Raw genomic sequence first — 15591 nt, 5'->3', positions numbered from 1 at the left:
TTGTGAATGTGGGGGGCCTGTGGGAGCGGGCGAGCCCGCGAAAGGGCCGGTACAGGCAACCTCACTTGGACAGGTAGCGCATCCCTTCCTCCAACCCTTGCAGGGTCAGCGGATACATCTTGTCCTCGATCAGGTCCCGCACCAGATGGGTCGACGCGGTGTATTCCCAGGCCTGCTTGGGGTAAGGGTTGATCCAGATGATTTTCTTGAATTTTTCCATGAAGCGCTGGATCCACACATACCCGGCTTCTTCGTTCCAGTGCTCCACGCTGCCACCCGGCTGGGTGATCTCGTAGGGCGCCATGGCCGCGTCACCGACGAACACCACCTTGTAGTCATCGCCATACTTGTGCAGCAGGTCGAAGGTGGAAAAACGTTCGGACGTGCGGCGCAGGTTGTTCTTCCACACCGACTCATAAACGCAATTGTGGAAGTAGTAATACTCCAGGTGCTTGAACTCGGTCTTGCAGGCCGAGAACAGCTCTTCGCAGACTTTGACGTGCGCATCCATCGAACCGCCAATGTCGAACAGCAACAGCAGCTTCACGGTGTTGCGCCGTTCAGGGCGCATCTGGATGTTCAGCAACCCGGCATCCCGCGCGGTGTGGTCGATGGTGCCGTCGATGTCGAGCTCTTCGGCGGCGCCTTCGCGGGCGAACTTGCGTAGCCGACGCAGGGCCAGCTTGATGTTGCGGGTGCCCAGCTCGACCTGGTCATCGAGGTTCTTGTACTCGCGTTGGTCCCAGACTTTTACCGCCTTGCCCTGACGCTTGCCGGCGTCACCGACGCGGATGCCCTCGGGGTTGAAACCGCCCGAGCCGAATGGGCTGGTGCCACCGGTACCAATCCACTTGTTGCCGCCAGCGTGGCGTTCCTTTTGCTCTTCGAGGCGTTTCTTGAATGCCTCGATAAGCTTGTCCAGGCCGCCCAGCGACTGGATCTGCGCGCGCTCTTCGTCAGTCAGCGAGCGCTCGAACTCTTTGCGCAGCCAGTCTTCAGGAATCAGCGCCTCGATGTGCCGGTCGAGGTTTTCCAGGCCCTTGAAATAGGCGGCGAAGGCACGGTCGAACTTGTCGAAGTGGCGTTCGTCCTTCACCAGGATGGCGCGGGCGAGGTAGTAGAACTCGTCCATGTCGGCAAACACCACGCGCTTTTGCAAGGCCTGGTGCAGGTCGAGCAGCTCACGCACCGAAACCGGCACCTTGGCCGCACGCATCTCATTGAACAGATTGAGCAGCATGGCCCTGCTCCTGTCAGCGGTTGCCGCGCCGGCTCATGAAGGCCAGGCGCTCGAGCAGTTGTACATCCTGCTCGTTTTTCACCAGCGCACCGGCCAGCGGTGGGATGGCCTTGGTCGGGTCGCGTTCGCGCAGCACCGCTTCACCGATGTTGTCGGCCATCAGCAGCTTGAGCCAGTCGACCAGCTCGGAGGTGGACGGCTTTTTCTTCAGGCCCGGCACCTTGCGCACATCGAAGAACACATCCAGCGCCTCGCTGACCAGCGACTGGCTGATGTTCGGGTAGTGCACGTCGACAATCTGCTGCAGGGTAGTGCGGTCGGGGAAGGCGATGTAGTGGAAGAAGCAGCGGCGCAGGAAAGCGTCCGGCAGCTCTTTTTCGTTGTTCGAGGTAATGATGATGATCGGGCGCTGTCTGGCCTTGATGGTCTCGTCGATTTCATAGACGTAGAACTCCATCTTGTCGAGTTCTTGCAGCAGGTCGTTGGGGAATTCGATATCGGCCTTGTCGATTTCGTCGATCAGCAGGATGACCCGCTCGTCGGCCTCGAAGGCCTCCCAGAGTTTGCCCTTTTTCAGGTAGTTGCGCACATCGTGCACCTTGTCCACGCCCAGCTGCGAATCACGCAGGCGGCTGACTGCGTCGTACTCGTACAGCCCCTGGTGGGCCTTGGTGGTGGACTTGATGTGCCAGGTGATCAGGCGCGCACCGAACGAGGCTGCCAGCTGCTCGGCGAGCATGGTTTTGCCGGTGCCTGGTTCGCCCTTGACCAACAGCGGGCGTTCGAGGGTAATGGCCGCGTTTACCGCCAGTTTCAGGTCGTCTGTGGCGACGTAGTCGCGGGTGCCTTCGAACTTCATGGGGGGTGTCCTCTATTCAGGGCTTTGCGGGCCTCCTCGCGGGTAAACCCGCTCCTACGGGGTTGTAGGAGCGGGTTTACCCGCGAAGAGGCCCGAACAGGCAGCACATAATCTGGATTTGTTTCCGACTATAACGCGGGGCCAGGCGGCTGCAAACGCAGACCGGGCATTCAGTCCCTGAATGCCCCGTCACGTTCTCTCAGTCAGACTTCGGCGCTGGCTGCTCGTAGCGTGCATTGAACGCCTGGATAAACCCGTTGCGCAGGATCTGCAAGAACGCCTCGAAGGCACTGATATCCTGTGGGCGCACACTGCCGCTGAGTTCCACCCGGGTGGCGAACTGGTTTTTTGGCTGGTTTTTCAGCACCGTCTCGGTCGCCCCCACCAGGGCCTCCCACACCGAGCGGAAGAAGCCCTTGTCCTTTTCCTCGACGTCCTGTTGCCAGTCGAACACGTCGACATCGCGCAGCAACGGTTTTATATAGCCGTTCAGCCGGCCGTTTTCTGCCTGGGCCTCGATGACCACGTCACCGTGCCCGGCATTGAAGTCGAATTTGCCGTAGGCGCTGGCAAAGTCATTCAGTTTGCGCAGCTCGATGCCGGTGGCGCGAAGCCTGAATTCGAAGTCATCGAAATCACTGAACGGGTCGAAGGTGGCACGGCTTTCTACCTTCGCATCAGCCGCGATGAGCGCCGTACCTTCGAAACTGGCATCGCGACGGCCTTTCTGGTCGCGCACATTGGTCAAGTTGTGGATGCTGGCATTCAACCGGGTGGCCTTGAGGTCGACCGGTGGTTTGGAATTGAAGTTGCGGAACGTCAGCACGCCATTGTCGATACGCACCTCGTTGAGGGTGATGGGCAGGAGTTTTTCCAGCTGTTGGCGCCAGTCGGTACCTTGGCCGGTCTGCGATGCCTGTTTGCTACCACCGTCGACAAAGTTCAGCTCGGGGTGCACGAAGGTCACCTCGGCCACCACTGCCTTGTCGTACCACAACGAGCGCCAGCTCACCGAAAGGTCGATCAGTGGGGCGTCGAGAAGCGGTACGGGCACCTTGCCGGTGGTCTTGACGACCTTCAGCCCATTGATCTGATACGCACCGCGCCACCAGGCCAGGTCCACATCGGCCACCTGGCCGCGGTAGTCACCCATGTCGGCCAGCTTGTCGTTGAGGTAGTCGCGCACCAGGTAGGGCAGGGCCAGGTGCAGCGCCACCAGCAGCACGGTCAGGCTGGCCAGGCCGACCAGCGGCCAGCGATAGCGGGCTTTCATGAGGCGGTCTCCAAGGCGGGATGTGCGGTTGACCGCAACGTGCCCAGCTGAGTTCGAACAGGCTTTACGGGCCACTGCCGCAGGCTTACCCTTGAGGCATTTCCCTGCTTTTTCATGCCAAGGACCCCTGCCATGAGCCGTATCTTTGCAGACAATGCCCACTCCATCGGTAACACGCCGCTGGTGCAGATCAACCGCATCGCCCCACGCGGCGTGACCATCCTCGCCAAGATCGAAGGGCGCAACCCGGGGTATTCGGTCAAATGCCGCATTGGCGCGAACATGGTCTGGGACGCCGAGAGCAGCGGCAAGCTCAAACCGGGCATGACCATCGTCGAGCCCACCTCGGGCAACACCGGTATCGGCCTGGCCTTCGTCGCCGCCGCCCGCGGCTACAAACTGATACTGACCATGCCCGCCTCGATGAGCCTGGAGCGCCGCAAGGTGCTGAAGGCACTGGGCGCCGAGCTGGTGCTGACTGATCCGGCCAAGGGCATGAAGGGCGCCATCGAGAAGGCCAACGAAATCGTCGCCTCCGCGCCGGACCAGTACTTCCTGCCGGGCCAGTTCGAAAACCCGGCCAACCCGGCCATTCATGAAAAAACCACCGGCCCGGAGATCTGGAGCGACACTGACGGCGCCATCGACGTGCTGGTGGCGGGCGTGGGCACTGGCGGCACCATCACCGGCGTGTCGCGTTACATCAAGCATACCCAAGGCAAGGCCATCCTTTCGGTGGCAGTGGAACCCGTGGCATCGCCACTGATCAGCCAGACCCTGGCCGGCGAAGAGCTCAAGCCAAGCCCGCACAAAATCCAGGGTATCGGCGCCGGCTTCGTGCCGAAAAACCTCGACCTTTCGATCGTCGACCAAGTGGAGACGGTGACCGACGAAGCGGCCAAGGCCATGGCTATTCGCCTGATGCAGGAAGAGGGCATCCTTTGTGGTATTTCCTGCGGTGCGGCAATGGCGGCGGCGGTGCGCCTGGCCGAGAAACCGGAAATGCAGGGTAAGACCATCGTCGTAATCCTGCCCGATTCGGGCGAGCGATATTTGTCGAGCATGCTGTTCAGCGACATGTTCAGCGAGCAGGAAAACCAACAGTAACCGGCCTTGCCGCTGACCCGGCGCAACAATCGGCGGCCGGGTTTATTGCAGAATCTTCATGAATGCGATCCCGCCCGGGTTGTTTTTACCGCGGCGGGATCGGTTTATGATGGCAGGATGATTTTCTGGAGAGCAGGCAGCGCAGCCCTGGCTCTTCCCCAAGGAGTGAAAGCATGACCTTTTCCTTTGCAGCCAAGGCGGGTGTCTTGCTGGTGTTTTTCGGCAGCGTGCTGTTCGTGCACCTGCGCGGCAAGGCCCGCCTGCCGGTGTTGCGCCAGTTCGTCAACCATTCGGCGCTGTTCGCCCCCTACAACGCGTTGATGTACCTGTTTTCCGGCGTGCCGTCCAAGCCCTATCTGGACCGTCAGCGCTTCCCGGAGCTGGACGTGCTGAAGGACAACTGGCAGGAAATCCGCGAAGAGGCCATGCGCCTGTTCGACGAAGGCTATATCCGTGCCGCCGAGAAGGATAACGACGCCGGCTTTGGTTCGTTCTTCAAGAAGGGCTGGAAGCGCTTTTACCTGAAGTGGTACGACAAACCGCTGCCTTCGGCGCAAACCCTGTGCCCGCGCACCGTCGAGCTGGTCAGCAGCATCCCCAATGTCAAGGGCGCAATGTTTGCCCTGCTGCCCGGCGGCAGCCACCTGAACCCGCACCGTGACCCGTTCGCAGGCTCGCTGCGCTACCACCTGGGGTTGTCCACGCCGAACTCCGACGCATGCCGCATCTACGTGGACGGTGAGCAGTACGCCTGGCGTGATGGCGAAGACGTGATGTTCGACGAAACCTACGTGCACTGGGTCAAGAACGAAACCGACGTAACCCGCGTGATCCTGTTCTGCGACATCGAGCGCCCGCTGAGTAGCCCGCTGATGACGCGCATCAACCGTAAGGTCAGTGCCTTCCTCGGCCGCGCCACCGCGCCGCAGAACACTGACGAAGAGCGCGTGGGCGGGATCAACCAGGCGTACGCCTGGAGCAAGCGCTTCAGCAACAGGATCAGCAGCCATGTGAAGCAGTTCAAGCGCGCCAACCCCAAGGCTTACCGCGTGCTACGGCCGGTACTGGCGGTGGTGGTGGCGTATCTGCTGTATCGCTGGTTGTTCTGATTTTTTGTAGTCTGTTCGGGCCTCTTCGCGGGGCCAAGCCCGCTTCCACAAGTGCATCACCCTCCTTGAAGGATGAGCAGAACCTGTGAAAGCAGGCTTGTGCCGCGAAGAATCACTCGCTATATTCCAGAACATTCACTTCTTCAAAGACCGCTGTCATGCCTGCCATTCCTTCCACCACACGCTTTGCCATCGCGCCAGTCGCGGGCATGGTCGTGCGTGGTAGCCAGCAGCCGGTCATGATCTGTCACTCCCCACCACCTGTCAGTGGCGTCGTAGGCGGCGTAGCTCCGCCTCATTGCGTGGTTGTGCTGGGCTGATCGGCTTCGTGCCGCAACCCTTCGCACGCGCAACCTACTGAACACGGTCGGCCACTTCTTACGTCGAAGCGCACGCCGTCCGTTTGGCTTATCTGCCTACTATCAGGTGGCAATTCATGTCTGTCTTTACCAAAGCGTCCGTGGCCTCGGCGGCCACTACCTGCCTGTTCGTCCTGCTGTGGAGCAGCGGGGCGATCGTCTCCAAACTTGGCCTGGCGCATGCCAGCCCGTTCGCCTTTCTGCTGTTGCGCTCGGCGCTGGCACTGGCTGGCCTGTTGCTGATCGGCCCGTTGCTAGGGTTGCGCTGGCCGCGTACTCGCGGGAGCATTCTGCGCGCCCTGGGTACCGGGTGTGTGCTGCTCGGTGCCTATCAGATCTTCTATCTGTTGGCGCTTGATACCCATGTCACCCCTGGTGTCATGGCCACGGTGATGGGCGTCCAACCGATCCTCACCGTGGTGCTGATGGAACGCCAGCGTTCCTGGAGCCGTTTGTTCGGCCTGGGTTTGGGGTTGGGCGGCTTGATCATGGTGGTCTACCAGGGCATCAACCTGGGCGGGGTATCGCTGGCGGGGATGCTGTTCGCCCTGCTGGCGCTGGTCAGCATGACCTTTGGCTCGATCCTGCAGAAGCGCATTACCGACAACCCCATGGGCACACTGCCGCTGCAGTACCTGGCCGGCTTTGCCATGTGCGCGCTGTTCGCACCTTTGCAACCGCTCCATGTCGAGTGGACCGGCAGCTTCGTCGGTGCGCTGCTGTGGATGGGCCTGGTGGTCTCGCTGCTGGCAACCTTGCTGCTGTACCGGCTGATCGCCAAGGGCAACCTGGTCAATGTCACCAGCCTGTTCTACCTGGTGCCGGCAGTGACTGCAGTGATGGACTTGCTGATCTTCGGTAATCGCCTGGCGCCGCTAAGCTTGCTGGGCATGGGGCTGATCGTTGTTGGGCTGCTGTTCGTGTTTCGCAAGCCCGCGGCGCGCCTGGCGGAAGCGTAGGCCCTAGCGGAATTCTTCGGGGATGGCGTGGCGCAACACGCCTTCCTCGAAGTCCAGCAGGCCGGCTTCGCGCTGGGTGAGCAGGTAGTAGAGCAGGGTGTCGAGCGAGCGTTGCGGCGGGACCTCGACAGCCAACATCTTCACTGCTTGCTCGGTTTCACAGGCACAGCCGAAATCCAGCAATGCCGCGCGCACCTGGTCGAGGGTTTCCGGTGGTTTGACGACCACCCGGAACACCGAGCTGCCGCTGCTGTGGCGCAGTTCTGCGAACCAGGTTTCGCCTTCTTCTTCACGGGTGTCGATCACATCGCCTGGGGCGATGCCGTAGACATGGAAGGGTATGTTGTCGATGGCATAGCCGCCTTCCACGGCCTTGGCCCACAGGCCCTCGACCGAGGCCGGTGGGTAGCCGTTCTCGTCCTGTTCCAGGCGGAACAGGACCTTCTTGTACGCGCTGTTCATGCAGTACCCCGCTTCAGCGGCGCGCTGGGCGCAGCACCAGCCACAAGGCCAGGCCAATCAGCAGGCCGCCGTAAAGATGCGCCATCGACAACGGCTCGTTCAGCAGCCATGCCCCCCACAATACACCGAACACCGGGATCAGGAAGGTCACGGTGCTGGCTTTGACCGGTCCGATCTCGGCCAGCAGGCGGAAGTACAGGATGTAGGCAAAGGCGGTGCATAGCAGCCCCAGCCCCAGCAACGACAACCACACCTCCCAGCCCCCCCAGCTGGCGGGCGGTTGGGTGAGTGCGCTCCAGCCGAACAGCGGGGTCAGCATCAGCGTGGCGCCGAGCATGCTGCCCAGCGCGGAAAGACGGCTGTCCAGGCCGCTGACCCAGCGGCGGGCGAGGAACCCGGCAAAGCCGTAGCAGGTGGTGGCCGCCAGGCAGGCGAGGGCGCCTTGCAGCAGGGCCATGTCCAGCGCCACCGGGCCGGCACCGCTGAGAATGCCGACGCCGAACAGGCCAAGGAAGATGCCGCAGAGTTTGGCCAGGGTCATTGGCTCGCGGAAGAACAGTACGCCGACCAGCACGCCCATCAACGGGGTGGTGGCGTTGAAGATCGCCGAATAGCCGGCAGGCAGCACCTGGGCCGCCACCGAGTAGAAGGTGGCGGGGATGCCGGAGTTGATCATGCCCAGCACCAGGCACGCGCCGAGCTTGCCCTGGAAGTCCCAGCGCACGCGGGCGGCGGCGAGTAGCACGATCAGGCCCAGACAGGCGATGGAGACCCGGAAGAACGCGGTCGGCACCGTGCCCAGTTCGGGAGCGATGATGCGCATGAACAGGAAACTCGCTCCCCAGACGGCGGCAAGGGTCAGCAGGCGGGCTAGGGCGATGGGGCTCACAACGGTCTCCGAAGGCAAGGCAGGGGCGCGAGTGTACGCCAGGGGGCGGGGGGATTCTTGTGCTTTCTTGCTGTGTAATTCCTCTCGGGCTGCCGGCGTTGGACAACGCTGCTGTAACTACGCCAGCTCGGGCCTTCAATGGCAGTAACCCATGCACCCAAGGGCGGCTAAGCTCTGTACTCAATCCCTGCTCCGAGGCCCCACGCATGTCCCAGCCCTGGCCCGCTGTCGAAATCGCCCGGATGATCCTCGCCGGCTTCGACGACTACCGCGATCATTTCCAGCGCATCACTCTCGGAGCCCGCAAGCGCTTCGAGCAGGCGCGCTGGCAGGATATCCAGCAGGCCGCCGCCGCCCGCATCAATCTCTATGAAGAGAAAGTCGCTGAAGTCAACGGCTGGCTGCGCCAGGCCTTTGCCACGGAGGTGCTGCTGGACGTGGAGCAGTGGCCGCTGGTGAAAAACGCCTATATCCACCTGATTGACCCCCGCCTGGACGACGAGCTGGCAGAGACCTGGTACAACTCGCTGTTCTGCAGCCTGTTCAGCCATGACCAGATCAGCGACGGCTGCATGTTCATCCACACCACCCGGCCTTCCATGCGCGGCCGTGAGCGCGCCGCGCAAACACGTACCTATCGGCTTGACGGCAGTCTCAGGAACTTGCTGCGTGCGGTGTTCGCCGATTACCCGTTCGACATGCCGTATGGCGACCTGGAAGGCGACCTGACGCGGCTGGAAGAACAATTGCGTGAATGCCTGCCCGACTGGGTGTGCAAGGACCCGGCGCTGGCCTTGGAGCTGTTTGTACCCGTGCTTTACCGCAACAAGGGGGCCTATCTGGTTGGCCGCCTGTACAACAGCGATGAGCAGTGGCCGTTGGTGATTCCCTTGCTGCACCGCGAAGGCCACGGCATCGAGGCCGATGCATTGATCACTGACGAGGCCGAGGTGTCGATCATCTTTTCGTTCACCCGCTCTTACTTCATGGCCGATGTACCGGTGCCGGCCGAGTTCGTCAATTTCCTCAAGCGCATCCTCCCAGGCAAGCACATTGCCGAGCTTTACACCTCGATCGGGTTCTACAAGCAGGGCAAGTCGGAGTTCTACCGCGCGCTGATCAACCACCTGGCCAGCAGTGATGACCGCTTTGTCATGGCGCCAGGGGTACGGGGCATGGTCATGAGTGTATTCACCTTGCCTGGCTTCAATACGGTGTTCAAGATCATCAAGGACCGCTTTTCGCCATCGAAAACCGTGGACCGCGCCACGGTGATCGACAAGTACCGGCTGGTGAAAAGCGTCGACCGGGTGGGCCGTATGGCCGACACCCAGGAGTTTGCCGATTTTCGCTTTCCGCGCAGCAAGTTCGAGCCGGATTGCCTGGCCGAGTTGCTGGAGGTGGCACCGTCGACGGTGGCGCTGGAGGGCGATACGGTGCTGATCCGCCACTGTTGGACCGAGCGGCGCATGACGCCGTTGAACCTGTACCTGGAGCAGGCCACCGAGGGCCAGGTGCTGGAGGCACTGGAGGACTACGGCCTGGCCATCAAGCAACTGGCGGCGGCGAATATCTTCCCCGGCGACATGCTGCTGAAGAACTTCGGCGTGACCCGCCATGGCCGGGTCGTGTTCTACGACTATGACGAAATCAGCTTCCTGACCGAGGTGAATTTCCGCCACATCCCGCCACCGCGTTACCCGGAGGACGAAATGTCGGGCGAGCCGTGGTACTCGATCGGGCCGCATGATGTGTTCCCCGAAGAGTTTCCGCCGTTTCTGTTTGCCGATATGGGCCAGCGGCGGTTGTTCAGCCGCTTGCATGGGGAACTGTATGACGCGGATTACTGGAAGGGGCTGCAGGCGGCGATACGTGAAGGGAAAGTGATCGATGTGTTTCCGTATCGGCGCAAGGCCCGGTGAATCAGGTCGAACAGGGCTGTCAGCCCTTCAAACACTTCATATCGCTCAAATGGGTGCGCACCTTGCCCAACCGTTCCTGCAGGAAGCGCCGCTGCTGCGGCGTGCTTTGCTGCACCAGGTCAACCAGCAGGCTGCGCGCCTGGCGCTCGGTATTCCGATACGCCGCCCGGTACTCGGGTGTCCACAAACTTTCCTTGCGCTGCAACAAGGTCGCCAGGCGCGGCTCGAAGCTGGAGTCGTTGCGCTGGTTCATCGCCAACAGCAATTGCTGCTGCCAGTGGGCGCGGTTGGCGATCCATTCACGGTTCTGGTCACCCAGCGCTTGAGACCAGGTCTGGATGCGTTGCTTCTGTACCGCAGTCAACTCGCCAAACCAGGGCGTCAGGCGTTTTTCCATGCGCTCGCTACGGCGGGCAATCTGCTTCGGCAAGGGCGTATCCACATACTGCTTCTGCCGCTCACTGATGTCTTCGCGGAAAGCTTCACGCATTTTTGCTACCTGGTCGTCGCTCATGCCACGCAGCAGTTCGGTGGCCGAAGGGGTGATTTCCTCGGTCACCCGACCAATCGCTTCACGCACGTCGTGGGTGGTTTGCTGGAGGGCCCGGTCGGTTAGCTGGCCGGCGGCGACCAGGCCACGTAGCCGGTCGAGCCAGTCGAGGTAGCCGGGCAGTTGAGTCTTGCAATGCCAGGCCAGGTGCTCGCGCAACCGATCATCCAGCAGCGCCCTCTGCTCGCGGTTCATGTCCAGGTAGTCACTCAGCGACCACGGCACCAGGCGGTCGAGGTTGCGATAGGCCAGGTCGATGCGGCTGCAGGCGGCCAAGGCCAAGGCCAAGCCGATGGCGATAAGCAGGGCTTTGGGCAGGCGTAGCGGCATGTGCTGTTCCTTCCTCAGGCTGGCCAGAAGGTAGATGCAAGTGCGGGCTGGCGGTTCCACTGCATGAGTGGTCGGGCCATGTGGTGGCTTCAGGTGTAGAATAGTCGCCTTGTCTTGAGGATCATCGGAAATGGCTCTGCTTGGGCGTTACAACAGTTTGCAAATCGTGAAACACGTGGACTTCGGTCTGTACCTGGACGGCGGCGCCGATGGCGAGATCCTGCTGCCCGGGCGCTATATCCCGAAAAACGCCGAAACCGAGGTCGATGACTGGTTGAACGTGTTCATCTACCTGGACAGCGAAGACCAGCTGATCGCCACCACCGAGAAGCCCAAGGTGCAGGTTGGCGAGTTTGCCAGCCTGAAGGTCAAGGACATCAACGGTGCCGGTATCTTCCTGGACTGGGGCCTGTCCAAGGACTTGCTGATGCCGTACTCGGAAGAGGCACGGCCGCTGAAGATCGGTGATTACTGCGTGGTGCACGTGTACCTCGACAAGCGCACCCGCCGGATCACTGCCACCTCGCGCCTGGACCGCTACCTCGATGTCACCCCGGCCGACTACAAGGTTGGCCAGCCGGTCGAGCTGCTGGTGGCCGGCGAAACGCCGATGGGCTTCAAGGCCATCATCAACAACCGCCACTGGGGCCTGATCCACAAGAACGAAGTGTTCAAGTTCTTGCGCTCGGGCATGCACGAGAAAGGCTTCATCAAGGAAGTGCGGCAGGACGGCAAGATTTCACTGAGCCTGCAGCCGGTAGGCGCTGCCCTGGCGGACACCCTTCAAGAGCAGATCATGGCGCGCCTGGAAGCCGAGGGCGGGGTGTTGGGTGTGTGCGACAAGAGTGACCCTGCGCTGATCAGCAAGCTGTTCAACGTCAGCAAGGGCAACTTCAAGAAGGCCATTGGCGGGTTGTTCAAGCAGGGCCTGATCGTCATCCATGACGATCGTATCGAGAAAGCCTGACCGCGTTACGCCTGTACGAAGTTACGGAAGTCCAACTGCTCGCCACCCGGACGGGTGTCGCGCAGCAGCGAGTCACGGTCGGCGCTGAGGGCCAGGCTGATGGTGGAGCGGCGCTTGCCAGGCTTGCGCACTTCCATCTGCTCCAGGTGGGCCTTGAGGAAATTGGTGGGCACCTTCAGGTGCTGCAGCTCATCGCTTTCTGGCGTGTGCAGCAGCAGGTTGACCCAGTCGGCCTGGCCTTTGCCCAGCAGTGCCACTGGCACTTCGAACCACCACAGGTTGCGTTTGTTGTCCAGGATGGCGAACAGCGTATTGCTGCTGGTCAGCACCGGGCGGGCCAGTGCTTCGTTGCGCCGGGCGATGGCGGCGGGTTTGTCGAGTTTCATGCAGGTTCCTGCGGGTTGACGCTATGAAGGCCTGCATTGTGAGGGGTGGCACGGGGCGGGGCAAGGTCTGTAACTTGCGGTGCCTGTGCGGGCCTCTTCACCGGCTTGTGCGGTATTCCCCCGCAGTCTTACCGTCCGGCTTCTGAGCGGGAAATCCGTTGAAACTCCTGGCGAAGGCGTTGGGTCCACCTAATGTCGACACGGTTCACGTGTCTCCATTTGCAGGAGTTTTGCCATGAGCGGTACTAAAGACAAAGCGAAAGGCTTGGCCAACGAAGCGATCGGCAACGTGAAACAGGGTGTTGGCAAGGTGACCGACAACGACAAGCTGCGGGCCGAAGGCAAGGCGCAGGAGCTCAAAGGCGAGGCGCAACAGGTCAAGGGCAATGTGAAGGATGCGGTGAAGAAGCCTTGACTTGAGGCGGCCTGTGCCGGCCTCTTCCGGGTGATACGCGAAGAGGCCGGGACTATATGTAAGCAAAGCCTTCAACCATGGCCGGGAGCAGCACAGCACGGGCAGGGTCTATTAGACTTGTCTGTTGTAACGATCAAGCGGCGAAAGGAGACGCTATGATTTTCCCCGACCTGCGCGGCTTGCCCCTGCACCGCGTGCTGGTACGTACCGTCAAGGAATTCCTCGACGACGAGATGTCCACCTATGCCTCAGCGCTGGCCTACCAGGCGCTGTTCTCGCTGTTCCCCTTCCTGTTGTTCCTGATTGCCCTGATCGGTTTCCTGCACTTGCCGGACTTTTTCTCCTGGCTGCGTCTGCAATCGGAACTGGTATTGCCGCCTCAGGCGCTGGAGCAGGTGAATCCGGTGATCGACCAGTTGCAACAATCCAAGGGTGGGCTGCTGTCGGTGGGTATCGTGATCGCCCTGTGGACCGCCTCCGCTGGCGTGCGCCTGATGATGAGCGCCATGAACGCCGCTTACGATGTGCCCGAAGGTCGCCCGGTGTGGAAGCGTATCCCGCTTTCCATTTTCTACACCGTGGGCCTGGCTGGCATGCTGCTGGCGGCCGCAGCACTGATGGTGCTGGGCCCCCAGGTGATGGAATGGATCGCCGCCCAGATCGGCATGCAGGAGTTCATCGTCACACTGTGGACCATCCTGCGCTGGCCGGTGATCATCATTCTGCTGATGGTGGCAGTGGCCCTGATCTATTACGTGATGCCTGACGTGAAACAACAGTTTCGCTTCATCACCCCGGGCTCTGTGCTGGCGGTGGTGGTGTGGATCGTGGCCTCGCTGGGCTTTGCCTACTACGTGAAGACCTTTGCCGACTACAACGCCATGTACGGCAGCATTGGTGCAATCATCGTGCTGTTGCTGTATTTCTATATTTCGGCTGCCGTGTTGTTGCTCGGCGCCGAAATGAATGCGGTGATCGAGCACATGTCAGCCGAAGGCAAGAATCCGGGCGAGAAAGACTTCGACGAAGATAAGCCCAAGGAAACCTTGACTGTACTGGGTCACGAGCACCCGAACCCGAGCAAGCCTCATAGCGTCGAGCCGAACCCCTGATGATCCGTGACATTCTCAAGATGGGCGACGAACGCCTGCTGCGCATCGCTCCGCCAGTGCCCGAGCACATGCTTGGCAGTGCCGAACTGCAGCAACTGATCGACGACATGTTCGAAACCATGCGTCACGTAGGCGGTGTGGGCCTGGCCGCCCCGCAGGTCGGCATCGACCTGCAGTTGGTGATCTTCGGTTTCGAGCGCAGTGAGCGATACCCCGAGGCCGAGGCGGTGCCGCAGACCATTCTGCTGAATCCGGTCATCACTCCGACCTCCACCGAGGTCGAGGACGGCTGGGAGGGTTGCCTGTCGGTGCCTGGCCTGCGCGGCGTGGTGCCGCGCTTCAAGCACATCGGCTATCAAGGCATCGACCCCCACGGCAACCCGATCAACCGCTTTGCCGATGGCTTCCATGCGCGGGTGGTGCAGCATGAGTGCGACCACCTGATCGGCCGGCTGTACCCCTCGCGCATCCAGGACTTTGCCAGGTTCGGCTACACCGAGGTGCTGTTCCCTGGGCTCGAGGTCAGCGACGACTGACCTCGCTGCAGGGCTACCAGGCGTTTGCTGCGCTGATAGCGTAGCAGGCGGCTGGCCAGGGCTTCTGGCAGCTGTTGGGCCAGGTCGAAGCCCAGGCGCTGGTAGAAGGGCGTCAGCTCGGGATGACAGAACAGCCAGACAGGCCCGCCAACTTGCGCCAGCGCTGCCTCGACCAACCGCGCGGCCACCCCTTGGCTGCGTCGCTGCGGGTCGACGAACAGGCCGGTCAGCCAGAACCCCTCACTCACCGCACTCAAGCTCAGCCCGGCGATGATGCCAGGGGCCCGTGCTACCCACAGTTCGGCGTCGCTTGCAGCGCGCATGCGTGAGCTGTGCTGGCGGTAGAAGTGGTCCAGCAAACGGCGTTCTGTGTCCGATAGCTTCGAACAGGACAATTGGTCAGAAATGGTGAGTCCTACCCTGAAACGTGGCCAGGGGCTCTGGCCTGATGATTTGCGGCCACTTTGTCGCAGATTGTTGCAAAACCGGCAAGGGTGAATATCCGACTCCGGGGTTCAACTATTGCTGGCCGGGAGTAGAATTTTGTTCATCCCCCCTGGCAGTACGAAGCGGGATCGGTACTTCGTGCCATCTAGACCATAGATGACAACTTCTCCGCGCCGGATACGGCAATAGAAGTCAATCGATCAGCTTGAACGCTCAAAAGGCAAAACCACATGAAACCATTACTGATTCTTGCATTGGTCGGTATGTCCTCGTTCGCCCTCGCCGATGAGGCCAAACCCGTCTCCAGCGAGCCTGTGGCTCAGCAGTACGACTACTCGATGAACCTGGACATCAAGCGGGTGATCAACCTGTCGACCATACCCAACGTCTGCGAAGTGGTACCTGCGACCATGACCTATGAAGACCACCAGGGCCAGGTGCACACCATTCAGTACCGGGCCATGGGTGAAGGTTGCCAGCAGGGTTGACTGGTTGTGCCCGCCGCAGGCGCTGAAAACGCCGTGGCGGGCACTTGCTGGCCTTGATGCGACCTCCCAGGTGCACCGCCAATACAGATAATTTCTCCGCCTGTCGAATCCTCCGTTTCCCGTTCGACCATAGCTGAAGGCACGCGTCACACCGTGCCGCACCCCCTATGATCTGTCGGAG

General features: G+C 61.3%; 18 protein-coding genes. 9 read left to right on the top strand and 9 right to left on the bottom strand.

Annotated features, from left to right (window positions below; all coding sequences use genetic code 11):
* Positions 1–61: 61 nt before the first annotated feature.
* The 3 genes from ACF8RA_RS21465 to ACF8RA_RS21455 all read right to left on the bottom strand — a co-directional run bounded on the left by ACF8RA_RS21465 (position 62) and on the right by ACF8RA_RS21455 (position 3372).
* Positions 62–1240, bottom strand: coding sequence for a VWA domain-containing protein (locus ACF8RA_RS21465; protein WP_021783384.1), 1179 nt, complete (start codon positions 1238–1240; stop codon positions 62–64).
* A gap of 13 nt (positions 1241–1253) precedes the next feature.
* Entirely contained in the window at positions 1254–2099 is an 846-nt protein-coding gene (locus ACF8RA_RS21460) for a MoxR family ATPase (RefSeq protein WP_016488585.1), read from the bottom strand.
* 199 nt (positions 2100–2298) lie between these two features.
* Entirely contained in the window at positions 2299–3372 is a 1074-nt protein-coding gene (locus ACF8RA_RS21455) for a DUF748 domain-containing protein (protein ID WP_392519564.1), read from the bottom strand.
* Between the two features lie 132 nt (positions 3373–3504).
* Between ACF8RA_RS21455 and cysK the strand changes: the two genes are divergently transcribed.
* Together cysK and ACF8RA_RS21445 are read left to right on the top strand one after the other, a co-directional pair.
* A complete protein-coding gene (gene cysK / locus ACF8RA_RS21450) occupies positions 3505–4479 on the top strand; it encodes a cysteine synthase A (protein WP_176685595.1) in 975 nt (324 codons plus the stop codon).
* 173 nt (positions 4480–4652) lie between these two features.
* A complete protein-coding gene (locus ACF8RA_RS21445) occupies positions 4653–5588 on the top strand; it encodes an aspartyl/asparaginyl beta-hydroxylase domain-containing protein (protein ID WP_176685594.1) in 936 nt (311 codons plus the stop codon).
* Positions 5589–5700: 112 nt separating this feature from the next.
* Here ACF8RA_RS21445 and ACF8RA_RS21440 read toward each other — a convergent pair whose 3' ends face one another.
* Positions 5701–5829 carry a hypothetical protein gene (locus tag ACF8RA_RS21440; RefSeq protein ID WP_256122406.1) on the bottom strand — a complete coding sequence of 43 codons (129 nt, stop codon included), beginning with the start codon at positions 5827–5829 and terminating at the stop codon, positions 5701–5703.
* Positions 5830–6024: 195 nt separating this feature from the next.
* Here ACF8RA_RS21440 and ACF8RA_RS21435 point away from each other — a divergent pair, with 195 nt between their 5' ends.
* Positions 6025–6906 carry a DMT family transporter gene (locus ACF8RA_RS21435; protein ID WP_392462481.1) on the top strand — a complete coding sequence of 294 codons (882 nt, stop codon included), beginning with the start codon at positions 6025–6027 and terminating at the stop codon, positions 6904–6906.
* A 3-nt stretch (positions 6907–6909) separates the two neighbouring features.
* Here the strand turns inward: ACF8RA_RS21435 and ACF8RA_RS21430 are convergent, their stop codons facing one another.
* Positions 6910–7368: a DUF4265 domain-containing protein gene (locus ACF8RA_RS21430; RefSeq protein WP_176685592.1), complete on the bottom strand. Its 459-nt coding sequence runs from the start codon at positions 7366–7368 to the stop codon at positions 6910–6912.
* 13 nt (positions 7369–7381) lie between these two features.
* A complete protein-coding gene (locus ACF8RA_RS21425) occupies positions 7382–8257 on the bottom strand; it encodes a DMT family transporter (RefSeq protein WP_176685591.1) in 876 nt (291 codons plus the stop codon).
* A gap of 206 nt (positions 8258–8463) precedes the next feature.
* Between ACF8RA_RS21425 and aceK the strand changes: the two genes are divergently transcribed.
* Positions 8464–10179, top strand: coding sequence for a bifunctional isocitrate dehydrogenase kinase/phosphatase (gene aceK / locus ACF8RA_RS21420; protein WP_176685590.1), 1716 nt, complete (start codon positions 8464–8466; stop codon positions 10177–10179).
* Between the two features lie 19 nt (positions 10180–10198).
* On the opposite strand, the gene ACF8RA_RS21415 is transcribed toward aceK, so the two are convergent.
* On the bottom strand, positions 10199–11059 hold the full coding sequence (locus ACF8RA_RS21415; RefSeq protein WP_392519563.1) for a DUF6279 family lipoprotein: 861 nt from the start codon (positions 11057–11059) through the stop codon (positions 10199–10201).
* A 130-nt stretch (positions 11060–11189) separates the two neighbouring features.
* On the opposite strand from ACF8RA_RS21415, the gene ACF8RA_RS21410 reads away from it, so the two are divergent.
* Positions 11190–12026 carry a S1 RNA-binding domain-containing protein gene (locus tag ACF8RA_RS21410; protein WP_010955234.1) on the top strand — a complete coding sequence of 279 codons (837 nt, stop codon included), beginning with the start codon at positions 11190–11192 and terminating at the stop codon, positions 12024–12026.
* Between the two features lie 5 nt (positions 12027–12031).
* Here the strand turns inward: ACF8RA_RS21410 and ACF8RA_RS21405 are convergent, their stop codons facing one another.
* Positions 12032–12412: a hypothetical protein gene (locus tag ACF8RA_RS21405; protein WP_003254641.1), complete on the bottom strand. Its 381-nt coding sequence runs from the start codon at positions 12410–12412 to the stop codon at positions 12032–12034.
* A gap of 235 nt (positions 12413–12647) precedes the next feature.
* On the opposite strand from ACF8RA_RS21405, the gene ACF8RA_RS21400 reads away from it, so the two are divergent.
* From ACF8RA_RS21400 to def, 3 genes are all read left to right on the top strand, one after another.
* A complete protein-coding gene (locus ACF8RA_RS21400; RefSeq protein ID WP_012051514.1) occupies positions 12648–12827 on the top strand; it encodes a CsbD family protein in 180 nt (59 codons plus the stop codon).
* A 155-nt stretch (positions 12828–12982) separates the two neighbouring features.
* Positions 12983–13939: a YihY/virulence factor BrkB family protein gene (locus tag ACF8RA_RS21395; RefSeq protein WP_021783396.1), complete on the top strand. Its 957-nt coding sequence runs from the start codon at positions 12983–12985 to the stop codon at positions 13937–13939.
* Positions 13939–14475, top strand: a complete 537-nt coding sequence (gene def / locus ACF8RA_RS21390) for a peptide deformylase (protein WP_176685588.1) — start codon at positions 13939–13941, stop codon at positions 14473–14475. The genes ACF8RA_RS21395 and def overlap by 1 nt, the downstream gene beginning before the upstream one ends.
* Here def and ACF8RA_RS21385 read toward each other — a convergent pair.
* Positions 14430–14834, bottom strand: coding sequence for a GNAT family N-acetyltransferase (locus ACF8RA_RS21385; protein ID WP_176685587.1), 405 nt, complete (start codon positions 14832–14834; stop codon positions 14430–14432). The two genes, def and ACF8RA_RS21385, sit on opposite strands and share 46 nt — an antisense overlap.
* A gap of 318 nt (positions 14835–15152) precedes the next feature.
* Here ACF8RA_RS21385 and ACF8RA_RS21380 point away from each other — a divergent pair, with 318 nt between their 5' ends.
* Positions 15153–15410 (top strand): DUF2790 domain-containing protein, encoded by a 258-nt coding sequence (locus tag ACF8RA_RS21380; protein WP_003254632.1) that lies wholly within the window; start codon positions 15153–15155, stop codon positions 15408–15410.
* Positions 15411–15591: the final 181 nt, after the last annotated feature.

Source organism: Pseudomonas sp. FYR_5, from assembly GCF_043106315.1.
GTDB lineage: Bacteria > Pseudomonadota > Gammaproteobacteria > Pseudomonadales > Pseudomonadaceae > Aquipseudomonas > Aquipseudomonas putida_Y.
Note: the sequence above shows the minus strand (reverse complement) of the source record. Positions and strands in the feature narration are given on the sequence as shown.

Excerpts from the sequence above, each read along its gene's own strand:
- ACF8RA_RS21400 (WP_012051514.1), top strand. The coding sequence starts at position 12,648 with ATGAGCGGTACTAAAGACAAAGCGAAAGGCTTGGCCAACGAAGCGATC.
- ACF8RA_RS21455 (WP_392519564.1), bottom strand. The coding sequence starts at position 3,372 with ATGAAAGCCCGCTATCGCTGGCCGCTGGTCGGCCTGGCCAGCCTGACC.
- cysK (WP_176685595.1), top strand. The coding sequence starts at position 3,505 with ATGAGCCGTATCTTTGCAGACAATGCCCACTCCATCGGTAACACGCCG.
- ACF8RA_RS21435 (WP_392462481.1), top strand. The coding sequence starts at position 6,025 with ATGTCTGTCTTTACCAAAGCGTCCGTGGCCTCGGCGGCCACTACCTGC.
- aceK (WP_176685590.1), top strand. The coding sequence starts at position 8,464 with ATGTCCCAGCCCTGGCCCGCTGTCGAAATCGCCCGGATGATCCTCGCC.
- ACF8RA_RS21460 (WP_016488585.1), bottom strand. The coding sequence starts at position 2,099 with ATGAAGTTCGAAGGCACCCGCGACTACGTCGCCACAGACGACCTGAAA.
- def (WP_176685588.1), top strand. The coding sequence starts at position 13,939 with ATGATCCGTGACATTCTCAAGATGGGCGACGAACGCCTGCTGCGCATC.
- ACF8RA_RS21410 (WP_010955234.1), top strand. The coding sequence starts at position 11,190 with ATGGCTCTGCTTGGGCGTTACAACAGTTTGCAAATCGTGAAACACGTG.
- ACF8RA_RS21380 (WP_003254632.1), top strand. The coding sequence starts at position 15,153 with ATGAAACCATTACTGATTCTTGCATTGGTCGGTATGTCCTCGTTCGCC.
- ACF8RA_RS21430 (WP_176685592.1), bottom strand. The coding sequence starts at position 7,368 with ATGAACAGCGCGTACAAGAAGGTCCTGTTCCGCCTGGAACAGGACGAG.
- ACF8RA_RS21405 (WP_003254641.1), bottom strand. The coding sequence starts at position 12,412 with ATGAAACTCGACAAACCCGCCGCCATCGCCCGGCGCAACGAAGCACTG.
- ACF8RA_RS21415 (WP_392519563.1), bottom strand. The coding sequence starts at position 11,059 with ATGCCGCTACGCCTGCCCAAAGCCCTGCTTATCGCCATCGGCTTGGCC.
- ACF8RA_RS21440 (WP_256122406.1), bottom strand. The coding sequence starts at position 5,829 with ATGACCGGCTGCTGGCTACCACGCACGACCATGCCCGCGACTGGCGCG.
- ACF8RA_RS21395 (WP_021783396.1), top strand. The coding sequence starts at position 12,983 with ATGATTTTCCCCGACCTGCGCGGCTTGCCCCTGCACCGCGTGCTGGTA.
- ACF8RA_RS21465 (WP_021783384.1), bottom strand. The coding sequence starts at position 1,240 with ATGCTGCTCAATCTGTTCAATGAGATGCGTGCGGCCAAGGTGCCGGTT.
- ACF8RA_RS21445 (WP_176685594.1), top strand. The coding sequence starts at position 4,653 with ATGACCTTTTCCTTTGCAGCCAAGGCGGGTGTCTTGCTGGTGTTTTTC.